Annotated in this window: 16 protein-coding genes and 1 pseudogene; 16 read left to right on the plus strand and 1 reads right to left on the minus strand. The window is 46.2% G+C overall.

Annotated features, from left to right (window positions below):
• Window positions 1–125: 125 nt before the first annotated feature.
• The 16 genes and pseudogenes from B5E53_RS10390 to B5E53_RS10465 all read left to right on the plus strand — a co-directional run.
• Window positions 126–2,774, plus strand: a complete 2,649-nt coding sequence (locus B5E53_RS10390) for a DUF87 domain-containing protein (protein ID WP_087314746.1) — start codon at window positions 126–128, stop codon at window positions 2,772–2,774.
• On the plus strand, window positions 2,765–5,173 hold the full coding sequence (locus B5E53_RS10395) for a CHAP domain-containing protein (protein ID WP_162611890.1): 2,409 nt from the start codon (window positions 2,765–2,767) through the stop codon (window positions 5,171–5,173). Before B5E53_RS10390 ends, B5E53_RS10395 begins: the two co-directional genes overlap by 10 nt.
• Window positions 5,174–5,254: 81 nt before the next feature.
• Window positions 5,255–6,085, plus strand: coding sequence for a hypothetical protein (locus B5E53_RS10400; RefSeq protein WP_087314749.1), 831 nt, complete (start codon window positions 5,255–5,257; stop codon window positions 6,083–6,085).
• A gap of 27 nt (window positions 6,086–6,112) precedes the next feature.
• The gene (locus tag B5E53_RS10405; RefSeq protein ID WP_087314751.1) at window positions 6,113–6,421 is read left to right on the plus strand and encodes a hypothetical protein; all 309 of its coding nucleotides are present in this window, start codon (window positions 6,113–6,115) and stop codon (window positions 6,419–6,421) included.
• Between the two features lie 241 nt (window positions 6,422–6,662).
• Window positions 6,663–6,914 (plus strand): hypothetical protein, encoded by a 252-nt coding sequence (locus B5E53_RS10410; RefSeq protein WP_087314753.1) that lies wholly within the window; start codon window positions 6,663–6,665, stop codon window positions 6,912–6,914.
• A gap of 47 nt (window positions 6,915–6,961) precedes the next feature.
• On the plus strand, window positions 6,962–7,306 hold the full coding sequence (locus B5E53_RS10415; protein ID WP_162611891.1) for a hypothetical protein: 345 nt from the start codon (window positions 6,962–6,964) through the stop codon (window positions 7,304–7,306).
• Window positions 7,303–7,653 carry a plasmid mobilization relaxosome protein MobC gene (gene mobC, locus B5E53_RS10420; RefSeq protein WP_162611892.1) on the plus strand — a complete coding sequence of 117 codons (351 nt, stop codon included), beginning with the start codon at window positions 7,303–7,305 and terminating at the stop codon, window positions 7,651–7,653. The genes B5E53_RS10415 and mobC overlap by 4 nt, the downstream gene beginning before the upstream one ends.
• Window positions 7,635–9,026, plus strand: coding sequence for a relaxase/mobilization nuclease domain-containing protein (locus B5E53_RS10425; RefSeq protein WP_087314759.1), 1,392 nt, complete (start codon window positions 7,635–7,637; stop codon window positions 9,024–9,026). The genes mobC and B5E53_RS10425 overlap by 19 nt, the downstream gene beginning before the upstream one ends.
• 48 nt (window positions 9,027–9,074) lie before the next feature.
• On the plus strand, window positions 9,075–9,884 hold the full coding sequence (locus B5E53_RS10430) for a hypothetical protein (RefSeq protein WP_140401481.1): 810 nt from the start codon (window positions 9,075–9,077) through the stop codon (window positions 9,882–9,884).
• A gap of 1 nt (window position 9,885) precedes the next feature.
• On the plus strand, window positions 9,886–10,953 hold the full coding sequence (locus tag B5E53_RS10435; RefSeq protein ID WP_087314763.1) for an ArdC-like ssDNA-binding domain-containing protein: 1,068 nt from the start codon (window positions 9,886–9,888) through the stop codon (window positions 10,951–10,953).
• A gap of 27 nt (window positions 10,954–10,980) precedes the next feature.
• Window positions 10,981–12,237: a DUF5688 family protein gene (locus B5E53_RS10440; protein ID WP_087314765.1), complete on the plus strand. Its 1,257-nt coding sequence runs from the start codon at window positions 10,981–10,983 to the stop codon at window positions 12,235–12,237.
• A gap of 17 nt (window positions 12,238–12,254) precedes the next feature.
• Window positions 12,255–12,473 (plus strand): hypothetical protein, encoded by a 219-nt coding sequence (locus tag B5E53_RS10445; protein ID WP_087314767.1) that lies wholly within the window; start codon window positions 12,255–12,257, stop codon window positions 12,471–12,473.
• Window positions 12,463–13,800, plus strand: coding sequence for a hypothetical protein (locus B5E53_RS10450; protein ID WP_087314769.1), 1,338 nt, complete (start codon window positions 12,463–12,465; stop codon window positions 13,798–13,800). Before B5E53_RS10445 ends, B5E53_RS10450 begins: the two co-directional genes overlap by 11 nt.
• Window positions 13,801–13,848: 48 nt before the next feature.
• Entirely contained in the window at window positions 13,849–16,062 is a 2,214-nt protein-coding gene (locus B5E53_RS10455) for a type IV secretory system conjugative DNA transfer family protein (RefSeq protein ID WP_087314771.1), read from the plus strand.
• Window positions 16,063–16,204: 142 nt separating this feature from the next.
• Window positions 16,205–16,501 carry a transposase gene (locus B5E53_RS10460; protein ID WP_087314774.1) on the plus strand — a complete coding sequence of 99 codons (297 nt, stop codon included), beginning with the start codon at window positions 16,205–16,207 and terminating at the stop codon, window positions 16,499–16,501.
• 406 nt (window positions 16,502–16,907) lie between these two features.
• A pseudogene (locus B5E53_RS10465) lies at window positions 16,908–17,978 on the plus strand (IS66 family transposase); the annotation flags it as partial.
• Between the two features lie 72 nt (window positions 17,979–18,050).
• On the opposite strand, the gene B5E53_RS10470 reads toward B5E53_RS10465, so the two are convergent.
• Complete coding sequence (locus B5E53_RS10470) at window positions 18,051–18,317, minus strand: PadR family transcriptional regulator (protein ID WP_087314778.1); 267 nt, start codon at window positions 18,315–18,317, stop codon at window positions 18,051–18,053.
• Window positions 18,318–18,685 lie beyond the last annotated feature (368 nt).

Consider the following 18,685-nt stretch of genomic DNA (forward strand, 5'->3'; position numbering starts at 1 on the left):
CATGATAATTATTTTAGGATAACATCTGATGAAGGAAGAACACCTTCTTCTGTTATCTAATCATAGAAACTTATTAACCGAGTAGTCTTATTGACTACACCATTATTATACTAGGGGGAAGAAGCATGGCCATATTTAATGCCGACATCCGGTTCCGGGATCAGAAACGAATGAGCCTGCCGATCGTCAAAGTCCCGAAAAATATCCGGGAAGCGTTTCATATCGATACATTATACGAAAATGGCATTGCTAAATTGGAAAAAGGAAAGAAAAACTGCCTGTATGACCGGTGTTACCTCTTTGAGGAGATCAATTACATCAACAAGGACGATGGGGAGAAGACTCGTTTCTTAAATCAATTCATGAGCTGGCTGAAGGCCATGAACGTGGATTTTAAGATCACAATAGCAAACGAGTTCCAGTCTGCGGCAGAGTTCATCCGGAAATACCGTTCCAATAAAAATAAAGAAAGCTATCCGGAGACGGAAAAAGGTATCCGGGATTGGATTGAGGAAAAAATGGGGGAATCTAACCCCAACGTGACCACATACCGGTATCTGACGGTGTCCTGTCGGGCAGAAACCCAGGCGGAGGCGGTCATTTTGCTAAATGCGATTGATACCGTTATCCATGACATGTTCCGGGCATGGCGGGGGCAGGTCATGCGGCTCTCGGCGAAGGAACGTCTCTTCTGCATCCATTCCCTGCTCCGTCCGGGGAAGAAAGAGGAAGAAACCTATCTTGCTTTTGGGAAGGGGCATGACTGGAAAAATGATATCCTGCCTCAGACGATCCGTCAGAAAAGCAACTTTCTTATCCTGGATGATACCTATATGTCTGTCCTGTTTGGGCATAAGTACCGGGGGTCCATTGATGCGGACAGTTGTATCCGCAGCTTTTCCCATATGGAGTTCCCGTCCTTCCTGACGTTGGATTATGCCCCGGTGACACCGGATATCATCGAGGATAAGTTAGGGTCTGCATCCATGAATAACGAGCGGGCCATCAGCAGTGAAGAAGACCAGAAGAGGAAAAGAAACCAGATTTCCACCGGACCGTCCTACCGTCTGCAGAAACGGAAAGAGAAAATAGAGGAGTATGCCGACCAGATCAATGACAATGATGAGACCGGTTTTTTTGTCAACTTCCTGTTAGTTGTCACTGCCCCGGATGAGGAGATGCTGGCGGAACGCGTCGGCCAGATGGAAGCCATCGGACGAAAAGAAGGGGTGTCCATTGAGACCGCAGACTGGCATCAATTAAAGGCCTTGAACACAGCCCTTCCTTATGGCGGACGGCAGGTAGATTACATGCGCTTTTTCCTGGCATCATCGGTGGTTGCCTTACAGCCCTATTATGCGCAGGATATCATCGACCTGGGCGGATATTTTATGGGGATCAACCGGACGACAAAACGGCTGATCTTTGGAAACCGAAAACTGCTAAAAAATCCCCATGGAATCATCATCGGCCATACCGGTTCCGGAAAATCCGTCATCATCAAGCTGACGGAAATCTTACAGACCCTCATTGCCACCGATGATGACGTGCTGGTCTTAGACCCACAGAATGAGTTCGAGGATATCATCCGTGCGCTGGGCGGTGTTTATTTTGATCTGACACCGAAAAGCGAGATGCACTTAAATGGCTTTGAGGTGACAGAAGAAGTTTTTTATGCCGATAAAAAGACAAGGGAAAAATTTGTAGCAACGCAGACTGCCTATGCAAAGAGCCTGGTAGCTGCCACCATGAATCATATCCTCTTCACGCAGGAGCATGCCACTTTTGTGAGCCGGGCGACAAATGTAATGTACGAAACAATCTTCGCGCAAAAACGGCTGAAAAAACAACCGACACTAAAGATGCTCCGGGAAGAGATCCATACGATTTTATCCGGGGAGACCGGGCAGGATAGCCACAACCGGGAAATCCTGCAGACCATCGATAACTGTCTGGAAGAGTATACGGAGGGAAGCTGTGACATGCTGGCCCATCCCTCCACCATCCGGCTGGAGAATCGTCTGGTGGGGTTTGGTCTTAAGAACGTGCCGGAAGATAATTGGGAGGCGGTCATGCTGACTGTGATGCACTATACCTCTTCCCGGATCGAATATAATCAATCCCTGCAGAGGGCCGTCCATTTCGTCGTGGATGAGACTCAGGTCATCTGCCAGAAGGGAACCTCAGCGGCGCAGTTAAACACTGCTGTTACGACTTACCGGAAATTTGGCGGGATCTGTACCATGTCGATGCAGAATCTGACGGCGGCACTTAACGATGAAAAACTGACAGAGCTGTTTTCCAACTGTGATTATAAATGTTTCTTAGATCAGGGCGGTGTGGATGCCAATGCCCTGCGGGAAATACAGGAATTATCCCAGACGGAGTTTGACGCGTTAAGCAGCGACCAGACAGGACAGGGGGTCATGGTCTGGGGGAAGAAAGTCGTGCTCTTTGATATGCGTATTTCAAAAGACAACCTCCTGTATCCCATGATCTCCACGAACTTCCACGAGCGGGCAGCACAGGCAGAAAAGGCCGGACAGGAGCTGGCGGAAGAGCCTGTTTATACAGAAGCAGACCGGACGGAGCAGATCATCCTTCAGATGGCCGATTTTGCGGAGATCAGTGCCAGAGATATTTTATCGGTGTTGGATATCACGCAGGATGAGGCAGAAGTACAGCTTGCTTATCTGGTAGAGCAGAAAAAACTTGTGGAGACCCGGACAGAGGGGATCCCACGATATAAAAAGGCAGGATGCGTATGGGAATAAAAAAGAGCAGAGATTCTACGTTTACAGTCGTAAAGAGCGGGTTCCAGATTTCTAAGGATGGCATCCGCCTCGCTGGGAGATATGCAGATCCTATGGGACAGAAAAAAGAGGAGGAAGAACAGGACCCTGTCCAGTTCCTCCCAAAAAAGTTACAGAAAAAATGGATGAGACTGCCGGAAGACAAAAAACAAGCTTATAAAGAGCAGGCCCTCCGTGCTGTCCGCAGGAAAGCCGGGAAGAAGGGACCGGCAATCAGTGAGGAACCGCCTGGCGTATCCGGAAAGGAGGCAGGGCAGGAGACGGCCCGTCTCTTTGTAAAGGATGAAACCTATCCGACCCATGGCTGGCGCAGGCCGAAGGATAAAAAGATCATCGGGGAAGGCGGACTGCCGGGGATGGTGTCCCGAAAAAAAGTAGGTGCGGCGGCGATCACGGGCAAGCGTCAGGCAAGGAACAGCCCGGCAGCCACTTCCGGAGAAAGTTTGAATGGCAGAACTGTAAGTACAGGGATAAACAACCAGACAGCCGTAGGAACATCCGGGCAATTTTCTATGGATAATCCTGTCCGACTATCCGATCAAGCCGGAAAAAAAGTGATGACGGTAACATCTGCCCCTTTACAGACAGGACTTGCTGTGGAGGCGGCAAAGAAAGCCGCCGGTATGTTCGCGGAGCAGATCCGGTTTCAAAATACTGCACTGGAAAATCAGCGAGTCCGCCTCCAGTCAAAGATGGACAGCGTAAAAGAATCCCATCGGCAGATGGAGACGCCGACTGACATACTGGCTTATACCGCGGCAGTGGCGGCCACAGGATTGCTGGCGGTAGCTGTTGTCGCTGTCCAGGTGTTTGCAGCCGTCCTATCTGTTTTTTTATTGCTCCTGCTCCCTCTCCTTATCCTGGCAGTCCTCGTTACGACAGTTATTGCATTGCTCACCAGTATATTTTCTGCCGTAGATACTACGTATGCATATGGCACTGGCGAAAGTATCGTGGCCGTTGCCATCGGGGAGATCGGTTATCATGAGAAAGCCGGAAACCAGACAAAGTATGGGGAGTACACCGGCACCAACGGTCTGTCCTGGTGCCATGCTTTTGTGAGCTGGTGCGCCAATGAGTGTGGGTTTGTTGATATGGAAATCTTTCCAAAGACGGCGTCTTGCGAGACGGGCCGCCAGTGGTTTATCCGCCATCAGGAATACCAGGCATCGGGTGGAACCTATGAACCACAGCCGGGGGATATCCTCTACTTTGATTATGACCATGTGGGTGTTTCCCATCATGTAGGTATCGTAGAATATACGGAAAATGGCGTGGTACATACCATTGAAGGAAATAAAAACGACCAGGTCATGCGGGCACACTATGATCTGAATTATGCAGGCATTATGGGATATGGCCAGCCAGCATATCCGGAAACCGGCATCAGTGAATACGGGACAGCAGCAGAATTTTTAGCAGAATGTAAAGAGATCGCAGATACCATTGTGAGTGATGGGAACTGGATCTATTCCAATTCCGATGTGAAATCCAGTTTTTCTTCCGCCAGAAAAGCGGAGGTACGGAAGACGAATTGTGCGCTTTATGTGGGTTTTGCCATGCAAAAATTTGGTACGCTGAAAGAGGGGCAGACCTTTTACAGTGACGCCAGTGGAAGGCTGATCTGCAGCAGTACCGTCCGCGAACGGCTGGAAGAGTACTATGACATTTACCATATAGGGGATGACTTTCCGGAGAAAGATATCAAACCTGGGGACATCTGTCTGTGGACAGGGCATACCAACATCTATGCCGGTAAAGACAGCCAGGGGGAAAAAGTCTGGTATGATTTTGGACGAGATCAGACTTCTGACGGACAGACGGACAGTGGTCCATTTGTACGGGGCACCCGGACAGGAAACATTGGATGGGCGGGAATGACGACGGTCCTGCGCTTGAAAGGCCAGGATTCCTACGGAACCGGCAAGACGATCACTCTGCCAAAAGGACTGGGCGATGTGTATTCCTATATGGGATGGAATATGATCACCTACCGCGGGACAAGACAGTATGAACTCCGGATCCAAAGTGGAGAACCGTATGACCGGAATAGCTTTGGTGTCATTGATGGCCGCTATGTGGTTGCCTGCACTTCTACTTTTGGAGAAATTGGAGACGAGGTTGATTTTGTTCTCGGCAATGGAAAAGTCATCCATGCCATCATTGGAGAATATAAAAGTTTTGATGACCCGGATTGTAACACCTGGGGACATGAATACGGTCACTGTGTCGTAGAGTTTTGTGTGAATAAATCTTCCTGGTATGGTTCTGGAAAGAGCATTACAGGCTATCATCCGGAGTGGGCGGATACCACTGTTGTAAAAGCTGTGAACTTACAGAAAAACTTTTTTGATGATTAATAGGATAAAAAGGATGTACTGAAATTCAGTACACATGAAAACATCAGTGGTAACAGATTTGAGAAAGGAAGGGAAGACCCGATGAGAAAAAAAACACTGCTGTTTGGAATCCTGGTTGCTGTTATACTTATTGCCCTGTGCATTTGCCTGGGGCTTTTTTTATTGCGGCAGGATGACGGTAGAGAAACGAACAGAACCGAAACGACAGGGGAACAGATCGGCATAAGCACAGCAGAAGAGAAAACAACAAAGGCAGCCAATGTTCTGGAAACAACGACGGAAAAAAAGGAAAATCCATATACGTTTTTGAATCTGGGAAAAATTTATTATCTTCCGCTGGATACGACGGCTTTCAAAAATCAGGTGGCAGCCTTTATGGAAAACAATCATCTGACTGCCACAACGGTACTGGCACTGGGAAAGGTGGAAGACAATAAGGAAGACCCAGACGGAACTGCAAATTTTTATCTCCAGCTTGATGATGCGGCAGGTACGATTTTGCAAGCGGTCTATGATAAACAGACGGCAGTATTTACCCTGTCTGTTTCGGAGTCTATCCCGGATGTAGAACAGTACGGCGGCGTTGCAACGACAGAAGCCAATGAAAATATATCGGGGACAGAACCGGAGTATTCCAGTGAAGGAACAGAGATTATCAACTTTGGCGATGCCAATATCACAGATGTGGAACAGACCTTATCTCGTGTGGCAGATATGGCAACGCTGCAGCATGACCTGGGGATTTTCTTAAGAGAAAACGGAGAAGAACGAAGGAACCTGTTTGTTTCTTCTGTAGAAAAAACAGAAACAGGTTATAAAACGGTCCTGGAGTTTGAGACTGCCCGGATTGATCGGAAGAAAGTACAGGTACTTTTTGAAAACGGAAAATATCATTTTTCCCTGGTGGAGTAAACAGAAAAAAGAAAGAAGGTGAGCGTGATGGACAGAGAAGATCTTATTTTCGAATCGGAGAAATATTTTCTGAATTTAATGAAAGAGAGCAAGACCAGCCTTTATATCCGGGCAGGGGAGATCGATTGCAAAAAAAATTTTTTTCAGCATTTGAAAGAAAAGGAAGATATGTTAGAGGATGGGACTTACCTGGGGCTGGTCTCTGACGCGGCAGACCGATTTTATCTTTTCTTTTTAGAGAAGTATGAAAAAAAGCTGCAGGATCTGTATGGCAGGGCTGCGGCGGAATGGCTGCAGGAGGTGTTTTACCGGGAAATTTCTGCCGCCGGGAAATGAGGTCTTGTGGAAACCGGGGTTTTAGGGGTGTCCCCTGACAAGAGGCATTTGTATATACAAAATGCGTATCTTGCAAAAAGCCTGCGGCTTTTTATGGCATAGCACAGACGGTGAAAGACCAAAACCGGTATGTATTTACCATAACTGGTAGCAAAAGAATACCGGAAATGGTCCACGATTCTACCAGGATTGGTATTCCAAACAGAGCGAAAATGGTAGGAAAACGGAGAGGAGGAGAGGGATGGCGGTGCAGAAACATTTCCGACTGCCGGAAGACGTGGCGGAAAAGATTGCAAGCAGGGACAGGGAAAAATATCCGACAGAAAACAGCTATGTCAGTATGGCAATCCGGAAATTCTCGGTTTATGAGGAACAGGAAGAAATCCGAAAAGAGCTGTTGGAAATCCGGAACAGAGTGGAGGAAATCCATGCATTTTGTAGAAATGGTTTTCCTGCTGGCAGTGATATTTATGGAAAAAATTTTTCATACTAACGAGTACACAGTCAGGCATAGAAAAACCGTTTATTTTTGATGGATAGATGGAGGTGGAATTTATGGACTGGCAGGAACAGATCATCCGGCTGGAAGAAAGATTGTATAAGATCACAGAAAAAAAGAAAAAGATCTTAGAGGAAGAAAAAGAATTATTGGAAAAACTCAAGGAGATTAAAAAGAAAAAGGAGGAAGAAGAGAACCGGAAACTGGCGGACATGGTACAGGAACAGCTGGGAGAAATGAGTGAGCAAAAGATGAAAGCGTTAAAGAATTTCCTGATGCGGCATGCAGGGGAAATCCAGGGAAATGCAGAAAGTTTTGAGGAAAAGTCACAGGAAAATAAAAAGGAAAGGAGGGAGGACCACTGGGCAGGGACCGGACATTTTTGATCCGTTTTACACAGGAGGAATACCAGGAAATCGTGCGGCTGGCTGAGCGTGATACAGAGACAAAACAGAAGAAAACACAGGGAAAAAATGTATCCGCCTACATCCGCAAATGTGTTTTTGACAGGAATGAGAATTCGGCAGCTATCAAAAAAGAACTGAAAGAACTGGCCTACCAGGTACGCAAGATCGGTGTAAATATCAATCAGGTGGTGACAAAGATCAATGCGGGATATGCTGTGCCGATGGATATTGATACCCTGATCTTTTACATGAAAAAGGTGGAAGAAAAATTTGAATATCTGGAAAAAAATCTGGAGGGACGCGGGATATGGCCATCACAAAATTAAATTATATTGGCATGCCAAAAGGCGGCGGGGCGGCTCACCTGAAAAATGCCATCAACTATATCATGAACCCGGACAAGACAGAAGATGCCATGTGGATCGGCGGCAATGCTGGGAACACGCCGAAGGAAGTATACCAGACGATGCTGGATACAAAAAGGGAGTGGGGAAAAGAAGGCGGGAGGCAGGGATATCACTTTGTCATCTCCTTTCCGCCAGGGGAAGCAACGGTACAACAAGCCTACGCGGTCATCCGTGACTTTTGCAAAGAATATCTGGGGGAAAATTATGATTACGTGTTTGCCATCCATACAGACCAGGCCCATATGCACGGTCATGTCATTTTTAATTCGGTGAACCGGATGAGCGGATATAAATACCGTTATGAGAAAGGCGACTGGGAAACATGCATCCAGCCGATCACAGATCGCATCTGTGAAAAGTATGGGCTGCCGCCTCTTACTTATGAAAGGGAAGGAAAGAGGAAAGGAAAGACATATGCAGAGCATTTCGCAGAAAAAGAGGGAAGACCGACAGAAACAAAGATCCTCAAGGCAGATATTGACTATTTTATCAAGCGTGCAGTCAGTTGGGAAGATTTTGTGAAACAGATGCAACGGTGTGGGTATGAGATCCGGCAGAAAAAATATGTGACCTACAAAGCGCCGGGGTATGGAAACGGACGCCGGGACTATCGGCTCGGACCGGGATATACGAAAAAAGAGATCATCGAGAGAATCGCCCAGAAAGACAAGGAAATGCCAGGGAAGCCTTTGCTGTCCCCAGAACTTTTCCACAGATATCAGAGAGGATTGTTCCAGTATGTTTCTCCCACTCTGTCCCCATACCAGATGAAAAAACTCCGGATTTTTTACCGGGCAGGCCGTTACTTAGAGGATAGAAATCCGTATCGCAGGGACCGGGCTTATGTCCGAAAGCATGCCATCCACATCAACCAGCTCTATGAAGAATGCCGGTACATACTGCAAAGCGGCATCAAAAACCCAGAAGATCTGCAGGGGCGTTTGCTGGAATTAAAAAAAGAAGAAAGCATGTGGAAAAACCGACGCAGTACATCCGCGGCGGTCTATGACCAGGAGCTGGTGAAGAAGTATCAGAAGATGAAAAAAGAACTGGGCTCCCTTCCGGCCTGGGATGACCAGTTTGAGACACTGCAGGAAGAACTGGCACAGATTGAACAGGAAATGCCAGAAAACTTTTTCACTGATTTTGCAAAAGAAAAAGAAAAGATCGACGCCAGCCTGCGGGATATCCGTAAAGAGAAAAGGCTGGTACAACGGATGCTGCGGGAAGAACAGAACAAAGAAAAATATGAGAAAAAAGAGAAAGAGGTGGAGCAAAGTCCCAAAAGGTAATGTCTGTACTTAATGGAAGGTACAGGCTTTTCTTTTTGGGAAATGGATATGGAGAATATATCAGCAATGCGTCAGCATCAGGCTGTGCTGGCCTGGGTAGACTGTGCAAAAGAAATCCAGCAGTTTATCGAAAAGATACCAGACGGGCTGCTATGCGAATTGTTTTATCTTTGTGCGCTGGATGGAATGAAATTGAATGAATTGCAGAGGCTTGATGCCTTGCCGGCAAAAGATCGGACGGAAAAAGCAGTCATGATCTGGAAAGAACGCCAGATATTTTTACAGAAAATCTATGGAAATGATCCAGAAAGGGAGAGACATAGGGAAGCATTGCACCGGGAAATAAAGCAGATGTTCGCCAACAGTGAAAAAATATGGAAAAAGTTAGAGGAGGGTATGGCAGAGACACTGGAGATGCAGCACTCCTTATTAGAAGGACAAAAAGTGACCAATGAGACGGTTCTGGATGAAAAGAAAAAACAGATTCAGGAGAAAGAGCAGAAAATACAGGAGCTGGAAGGGCGGATATTCTCTTTGCAAGAACAGTGTGACCGGCTGCAGAAAGAAAACCAGCGGATCAAGGAAAATGTGAAAAGAAGAGATGTTCGTCCCAGGAGCTTCCGGGGCATATGCTGGAAAGTTCGGAGAAAAGCAAAGGCAGACGCGTTTATTGCAGCGTATCTGGAGAATAAGGAATACAGTAGGGAACAGAAGGAATATCTGCTGCAGTGTCTAGAAAGTGGGGACAGTTTCCGGGAGATCAAGACATTTGCTTCTCCGGGACTTACTATCCCCATGATGGAACGACTCCGAAATCTTAACAGGAAACCATCCGCTGGCCAAAGAAAGGAGGAATAACGTGGGAAGACCGATGGAACCGCAGCCGGTACGGCCCCTCCTCCTTACCTCCCGTGATCCGTCTGACAGGATGAAAGAACTGACAGACCGCCTGGAACAGGGAATCCGGGATGTATTCCAAAGCAGGCAGTACCAGGAGTACCTGCAGGTCATGGCCAGGTTTTATGATTACAGTTTCAACAACGTGCTCCTGATCGCCATGCAGAAACCGGATGCCTCTCTGGTTGCCGGATATGCAGCCTGGCAGAAACAGTTTGGACGGTATGTGAAAAAAGGGGAAAAAGGAATCAAGATTCTGGCGCCGATGTTCCGAAAAACGAAAAAAGAGGAGGAAAGCAGAGAGACAGCAGAGCTTGCGGCAGAGCAGCCGGGGGAAGAAGAAAAGACAGAAAAGATCCTCACGGGTTTTAAGGTAGTATCTGTTTTTGATATTTCCCAGACAGAAGGGAAGGAGCTTCCCACGTATGGTGTTCCTATGCTGCAGGGAGATGTGGAAGGATACGCGGAATTTTTTCAGGCAGCTAGGGAGATATCGCCGGTTCCGGTATCCTTTGAGACCATACAAGGGGAAGTCCATGGGTATTACCACCAGATGGAAAAGCGGATCGCTGTGGCAGAAGGGATGAGCGAACTGCAGAATGTAAAGACTCTCCTTCACGAAATTGCCCACGCAAAACTGCATGCCATGGATCCGGATGCCCCAAAAGGGCAGGAGACATTGGACCGGCATACAAAGGAAGTCCAGGCGGAGAGTGTCGCTTACGTGGTCTGCCAGCATTATGGCCTGGACACCTCGGAATATTCGTTTGCGTATGTGGCGGGATGGAGTTCGGGGAAGGAATTGCCGGAGCTGCGCTCTTCCCTGGAAACGATCCGGAGTACAGCCAGGGAAATGATCACAGGGATCGATATCCGGCTGCCGTTGTTATGGGAACAGAAAAAGCAAGAAAGGAAGAATGAAAATGAAAGAGTATATCACAGAAACACAGGATATCAGGAAATGGGGAAAAAGACAGAAGGAAAGGCTGTCGGCGTATCAGGCAAGGATAAAAGGGTACACAAACAGTGAAAACAAAACACAGGGAGGAAAGAAGGCATGATGGATAAAAATGAATTTTTTGATTATATGAGAGAACATATCCGTACCTATCTCCCGGCAGAGTATGCCAATGCAAAGATCACGACAGAAGAAACCGTAAAGCATAATGATGTACATCTGACAGCGCTGCTGATCCGGCAGGAAGGGATACCCGTCGTACCGAGCATCTACATGGATGACCTGTTTCAGGATTACCGGAATGGGCGGCCGATAGAAGATTGTCTGGAAGCAGTTGCACAGCTGCGAGTCCGGGAAGAACAGAACATACGGGTACATATGGATAGGATCAAAGGCATCATGGATTATGACAATATAAAAGACCGCCTGCAGCTGCGGGTCTGTGATTATGAGGATAACAAAGAACGGTTACAGGGGACGGTCTATCAAAGACAGGGAGATCTTGCTCTGACGTGCCATGTGCTTTTGGAAAGCAGCCAGGAGATGGAGGCAGGATTCCGGGTAATGGAAAGCATGCTGGAACAGTGGGGCGTAGACCGCGATACCGTTTATCAGGATGCCCTGGCAGCTGATGCAAAAAGAGGACCGGTCCTTCACAACATGGATGATGCACTGGGAATCGTCCTGTACGGCAACCCGAGCTGGGGAAACCTGCTGGAAAGGGAAGGAATATTGGATATGGAAAGATGGAACCTGCCGTTATTTGTCCTGACCAGCCAGTCAGGAAAAAACGGAGCGGGCATGCTGTATCAGCCGGGGATGATGGAAAAACTCTCGGAACTCTTGGGAGGGGATTATTACGTACTCCCTTCTTCTGTCCACGAACTGCTGGTCGTCCCGGCTGACGGGGCAGTCGATGCAAAGACATTGGAATCCTTTGTCCAGGAGATTAATGCAAAGGAAGTCGATATCCAGGACCGGCTCTCCAATAAAGTCCAGTATTATGATGCGGCAGGTAAGACACTGGTAAATGCCGTGGCTTTTGAACAAAAAGACAGGAAGCTGGATGTACAGAAGGTCAGTCCAGTCTTACGCTCGATCATCCTGGCATGTGCGGAGATAGATGCTGATACCTATACTGTAAAAAAGGGAACCCTGCACTTTGGGGAACTGCAGGCACTGCAGCAGGAATGCCGGCAGGAAGGACTGGGAGAATATATACAGTTTGGCCAGGAAGGAAATGATGTCCAGTGCAAAAAGACAGTGACAGAAAGATTTGACATTCCGGCAGCTATGGAAAAGAAAACGGGCGGCCGGACACCAGAGAAGACACAGGAAAAAATGCGGCAGTTATGAAACAGGGGGAACCAACAATGCGGGTATTTTTGAAATTGAATCAGGTGATGTTTTCTCCTGCTTTGGTACAGAGTGTGGAGAAGGAATATAATACCAGCTGTATCATCACTTTTGAAAACGGAAGACGCCTCCGGGTAGAGGAATCCTATCCAGACGTGTGCCGAAAGATCCAGGAATCTTTTACAAAAGCTTCCGGATCTGCAGAGGGAAAGGAGGGGGGAGACCATGGAGATTGACCAGGAAACGCAGCAGATCTTTTTAGGTATCCAGCGGGCGGCTGCCTGGATGGATCCTTTTCTCAAGCTGACAGCCATGGGCGGTATCCTGCTCTTACAGTATTTTGCCCGCATGGTCACGGAAAAGAAGCTGCGGGCAGGTACTTTTCAGGATTTTCAACAGTTTATCCATCTGACGGACGGAAAATATGACATCATGAACATACCCGCAGTGGATACAGAAGGAATCAGTTTGGAGTTACATGACCTTGGTGTGCGCCATATGGTGCTGCCGGATCTTGATAAGGAAGACGGGATGCTGCAGGTGGCTGTATATCAGCCGGACAGGGATAAGTTTGGTGCCTGGTACCAACGGCACATCCTCCATCAAATGCAGGGAGGGGAACAGGAAGTCTGTGACCTTAGAAACCTGACTGCTGGCAGGACGAGTATCCTTTCCCTGCCTGTGGCGGCGCTGGATATAGGATGGAAGGAAGATTTCAAGAACATGGGGGTGAATTATGCTTCCCTGCCGGATCTTCGGGTCGGGGATGGACAGATACAGGTCATTGTCGCAAACAGTGACCTGCCGCAGGTGGAGCAGTGGTATCAGTTAAAAAGGGAAGATTTAAAAAAAGAAGGTATCGCTCTGGATGATTACAGCACCATCTCCATGACAGAGTATTCCCAGATGGGGCAGATGACGGAACAATCCTATCTTGACAGCGCATCTTCCGAATACCAGGAAGCAAACCGGAAGTATGAAGGGGCAGAAAAAGGAGAGATAGAAAAAACAGTAGAAAATAACCAGAGGATCAAAGACGAAACAGCAGTATCCTTTGAAAAATATAAGAACGATCCAGAGTATATTCCCCTGAGCATTGACCGCACGACCCTGGTGGAGCAGGCATCCAGGAACCTGCAGGATTTCTGGAAAGAAGGGAAGTTTGCCTGCCGGATTCCCGGAACCTGGGGCAGCAGGGAGTACCTACTCCTCCTGCCCTTACAGCAGGTGTTTATCCAGAAGGAAAAGAATTCTTATCTGGCATTTATCAGCAAAAATAATCCTCCCACTGTGATTCATGCAGGAACTGGGGAAGCCATGCAGGGGATCAAGAAAATGTCCGGCCGTGCTTTTGCCAAAAAGTATTTTGACCCTGTGATGGGATCATCCATGGAGAGAGGACAGAATCTGGCAGATGCGGATAGAAAACAGGATCCTTCTCCGGAAAGAATCGATCGTTCTTCTAAAAATCAAGAAAAGAAACAGCCGGATCTGTCTATTCATTATAAGCCAGACCTTGGCCGACCGAAGCGTACTTTGCCGCCGCCAGTCTTAAAAAAATAAAACATACGCCAGCCGGATGTGGGACTTCGGCTGGCGGGAAAGGAAATCATGACGCAAAAAAAGAAAATACCATGGGGAGTTTTTTTCATTATCCTGGCTGCTGTTTTATTGGGGGCCTATCTGGTTTCCGGTCTGTTTATGATGGATGGAGTGACAGTGAAGAACTATCAGGAAAAACTTTCTTATATTCTTTTCCATCCATTTACGCCATGGTGGAATGAGAGGACTCCCGCATTCATGGGAGTGGGAGTGATCCTGTGGGTGATGGGAGTCTCTTATTATCTGACCTATCATCGGAATTTTCATCCGGAAAGCGAGCACGGTGTGGCAGAATGGGAAGATGTGAGAAAGGCAGCAAAACGGCTGCGGGATAAGGAAGAAACGAGGAATACCTATGTCAGCCGGAATATAAGGATCGGATTTGACGCATTATCCAATATGAACATGCTCATTATCGGCGGTTCCGGTTCCGGTAAGACAACCTCTGAACTGATCCCGAACCTGCTCCATATCAACATGACAAATATCATCCTGGATATCAAAGGGGATCTTCTAAAAAAATATGGAGCGTACCTGAAACACATCGGTGTGACAGTGAAAGCTATCAATTTTAAGAATCCCCTGGAATCCCACCGTTTTAACCCGTTTTGTTACATCAAAAACTACAGTGACCTGATCGGTATCATCACCAACATCCAGCAGTCCGTCAAACCGCCGGATGCTATGAAAGGAGACCCGTTCTGGGATGACGGCGTTGCCCTCTACCTGCAGTCTTTGTTTGAATATGAATGGCTCCTTTCACAAAAACAAGGATACACCGGGACAATGAACCATATCTTAGACCTGGTGAACATGGAAACAAAGACTGTGGATGAGGATGGTACGACCGCCCTGCAGCAGGAAATGGACAGCCTGGCAAGAGTATATGGGGAGGATTATCCCCCGGTGCGGGATTACCGGAAGTTAAAAGAAGGGGCAACAGAGACGGTACGCTCGATTATCATTATGGTAAATGCGCAGCTGAAACTTTTTGAGATCCCGGAGATCCGGCGGATCTTTGAGGATGACGATATTGATATCCCATCCCTGGGGTTGGGCATAGACAACAACCCGGAAAAAAAGACGGCTTTATTTTTAGTCATGCGTTCGGGAGATACTTCCTATAATCTCTTCATCAATATGTTCTATACTCTGCTTTTCCGTGTCCTCCGTGACATTGCAGATAACGACTGTCCGGGAGGAAAGCTGCCAATCCATGTGCGGCTGTGGGCGGATGAATTCTACGCCGGTCCGAAACCGGCAGATGCCGAAATGCTCCTGGGGGAGATCCGCAGCCGGAATATGTCCATGGTGCCAATCCTTCAGGACATCGCACAGATCAAGACCCTTTTTCCCAACGATAAGTGGGAGATATTTACCGGAAACTGCGCCGCCATGATCTATCTGGGTTCCGGACCGACGGCCCATACCACCCATCAATGGATCTCCGACATGTTAGAAGATATGACCATTGACACCCGTTCTGAGAGCATGGGATATGTACTGGCAGCTAACAGCAATTCCAACCTGCAGATGCAAAAGGCGGGGATGAAGTTGATGACACCGGGCCAGGTCAGCCGGATGCCCAAAGATGACTGTATCCTGTTCCTGGAGGGATACCGCCCTATCTATGATAAGAAGAACTGGCCCTTCCATACCAAAGAATTCCAACAGGCAGAAAGAGCAGCAGGAAAACAGGGGTATACCAATCCTGTCCGGGTCATCTATAATGAAAAAACAGGCCAGTATAAAACACTGGAAGGGGAAGAAAAACTCCGTATCTTATCAGAAGAGGAATTTGCTTTCTTTAAAGAAGCGGAAAAGACGGATGATTCCATCAAGACCTTTGAAATGGACATGCAGCAGTTTTTGTATACCAACTGGAAGGAGATACCGCATCCAACAGAAGAGGAGATACGTAACATGATTCAGAATATCCCCAAAAAAGATATCACGAAGATGGAGCCGCCGGAAGATGTGTATCCATTTTTGGAAGAAGAAGATTATGATAGAGAAAGTGAAGAAGAAAAGCCGTGGGATTTGTCCGGGAGTGTGGTAGATTGTCTGCTTCGTTATGCGGAACAACTGTCCCCAGAAGAGATTGAGGAGATCATTGGCGGGATGGAAGATGGATTGAGTGATAAAGAGATAAAGAAATACTTTGCATTGCATGATGTGGAGAAGATGAGGCAGTATCATCGGGCAGTGACTGCCGGGTGGTAAAATGTAAGGAAATGTAGAACAGAGTTATTTAGTCGATGAGAACCGATATCAGTATAAATAATGAAATGAAGTGATATACTAGCGTTGTAACAGTAGTGGCTAATAAGATATAATCAATTTATCAAAGAAAGAAGGAATTATTATGCCACAAAGTTACACATCTGAGTTTAAAAAGAAAATTGTCCGTCTCCATCTAGAAGAAGGACGCACTTACAATAGTATCACTGCCGAATATGGCGTATCGAAAGCCAGCATCTCCAAGTGGTGCAGAGAATTCAGCGAAGAATGCCAGGAAAAAGCCATCAAAAACCCAGATACTACAAATGAAATGGATCTTATGAAAGAAAATCTCCGGTTACGAAAAGAATTGGAAGAGGCAAAAAAGGAAAATCTCTTCTTAAAAAAAGCCGCGGCATTCTTTGCAAAGGAAATCGATTAGAGGCTTATCGATTTATAGAACAACACCATGTTCAATTTGGCCTGCGTTGGCTCCTACGACATTTTCACATTTACCCAAATGCTTATTACAATTACCGAAAACATCGGAAGGCGGATTACTATGCGCAACGCAAGAATGCTTTGTCAAAAATTACAGATATTTATCATAAACATCATGGCATAGATGGTTACCGCCAAATGCAGGTATACTTAGAACGCGAGGGATTCCCATATAGTAAAACGACTATTCATAAATATATGAATTCCATGCTTGGATTGAAATCGATCGTGTGCCCCAGGAAACCGAAATATGAGAAGGGAAAGCCGCATAAAGTATTCGAAAACAAAATCCAACATCATGTCCTTCCTGTACCGAAGGATATCATCTTGACCAGAACGATTATAAATTTGTGAAATCTGTTGTGCCGCCTGCCCTGCTCCCGCACAGTCCTGCGTCTGCTTCTATCGTGTCCTGGTGCATCTATCAAAAATACAGCCTGTCCCTGCCATTGTACCGCCAGGAAAAAGACTGGTAGCAGTTCGGTGTGGAAATTTTCAGGACGACAATGGCAAACTGGATCATAAACTGTGTTGCCAGATATTTTATCCATCTATATAGATACTTTCGGAAAGAACTTCTCAAAAGAGAGTTCCTGATGGCCGATGAGACCAGGGTACAGGTACTAAAAGAACCGGAGAGGCGTGCACAATCCCAATCCTATATGTGGCTGGTAAGGTCTGGGGAAGACGGCCAGCCGCCGATCATTATCTTCGGATATACACAGACCAGGGCCAGATACCATATCGAAAAGTTTTTATCAGGATATCCGGGAGGTTATCTTGAAACAGACGGGTATCAGGGCTACAATAACCTGAAAAATATCAAACGGTGCTGCTGCTGGTCGCATGTCCGAAGGTATTTCCTGGATGCCATTCCAAAAGGGAAACAGGATGACTTGAGCATCCCGGCTGTCCAGGGCGTCCAGTACTGCGACAAGCTGTTTATACACGAAAGATACTGTAAGGAACACGGATATTCGTTTGAACAGCGCAAAGAATATCGATCAAAAAAATCCAAACCAGTCATCGACAGTTTCTTTGCGTGGCTGGAAAAGCAGCATCCGGCCGTAAATTCCCGGTTTGATAAAGCGGTGAAGTATGCCCAAAATCGAAAACAATACTCGTATACTTATCTGGAAGATGGACGATGCAGTCTGTCAAACAATTTAAGCGAGAATTCCATCCGGCCTTTTACAGTGGGCAGAAAGAACTGGCTTTTTTGTGCAACCCCGGAAGGGGCACACGCAAGCGCTGTGGCAGATACCATGGTTGAGATGGCAAAAGCCCATGATTTAAATATTTTTAGATACCTGACTTATGTCCTGGAGAACCGGCCAAATGAAGATATGGGCGATGAACAGTTGGCATTATTGGCTCTATGGAATGAGGAAGTCAAAAAAACTTGTAAAAATAAATAGAGTAAAATACTCGCATCCAGATGCTCTAGCATTTGGGTGTTATTTTTTTGCTAGCACCTTGAGATAAGGCGCTTACAGTTCATCTAAATATTTTCTTCCGCTTTCTTCCAAATGATAATAGACGCGAACCTTTCTTCCCACAATTTTATCATAGCTAGATACAAAGCCTTCGTCCATCATCTTATACAAAATATTATACATTGTTCCGTCGCCAACACTTATCACTCCTTTTGAACGCTCTTTTATAGATTTTGTAATTTGATAACCGTAACAATCTTCTTTTTTCAAAATGCTCAGAATTAACATTTCCAGTTTATAAAAATTACTTCGATTAGCCATAACACAATTCCTAACATATCATGATATTATTTTTGATTATATTAAAACGGTATTTTGATAAAATAAATACCTTTTTAAAAAATATATAATTGACAAAATGATATATTTAATATATTATAATAACAAACAATTATGCAATTAAAAATATATAAAATTATCTGTATTCTTATGTATTGTAATCAGAGGAATTTTATTAAACGGGAGAGGGTGATTCCATTGTATACATAAAAAATCCTCATAAAACCGAAAGAGCCATTACGGCCATTTACTGCAGCCGGAATTATGAGGATAGTGTAATTATAATATAATTATATACAAATAAATAGTAACGAGGAGAAAATCAAGGCTTTTGTTAAACTTGTACTAAA

Source organism: Eubacterium sp. An11 (genome assembly GCF_002161065.1).
In the GTDB taxonomy this organism is placed as follows: domain Bacteria; phylum Bacillota; class Clostridia; order Lachnospirales; family Lachnospiraceae; genus Anaerobutyricum; species Anaerobutyricum faecale.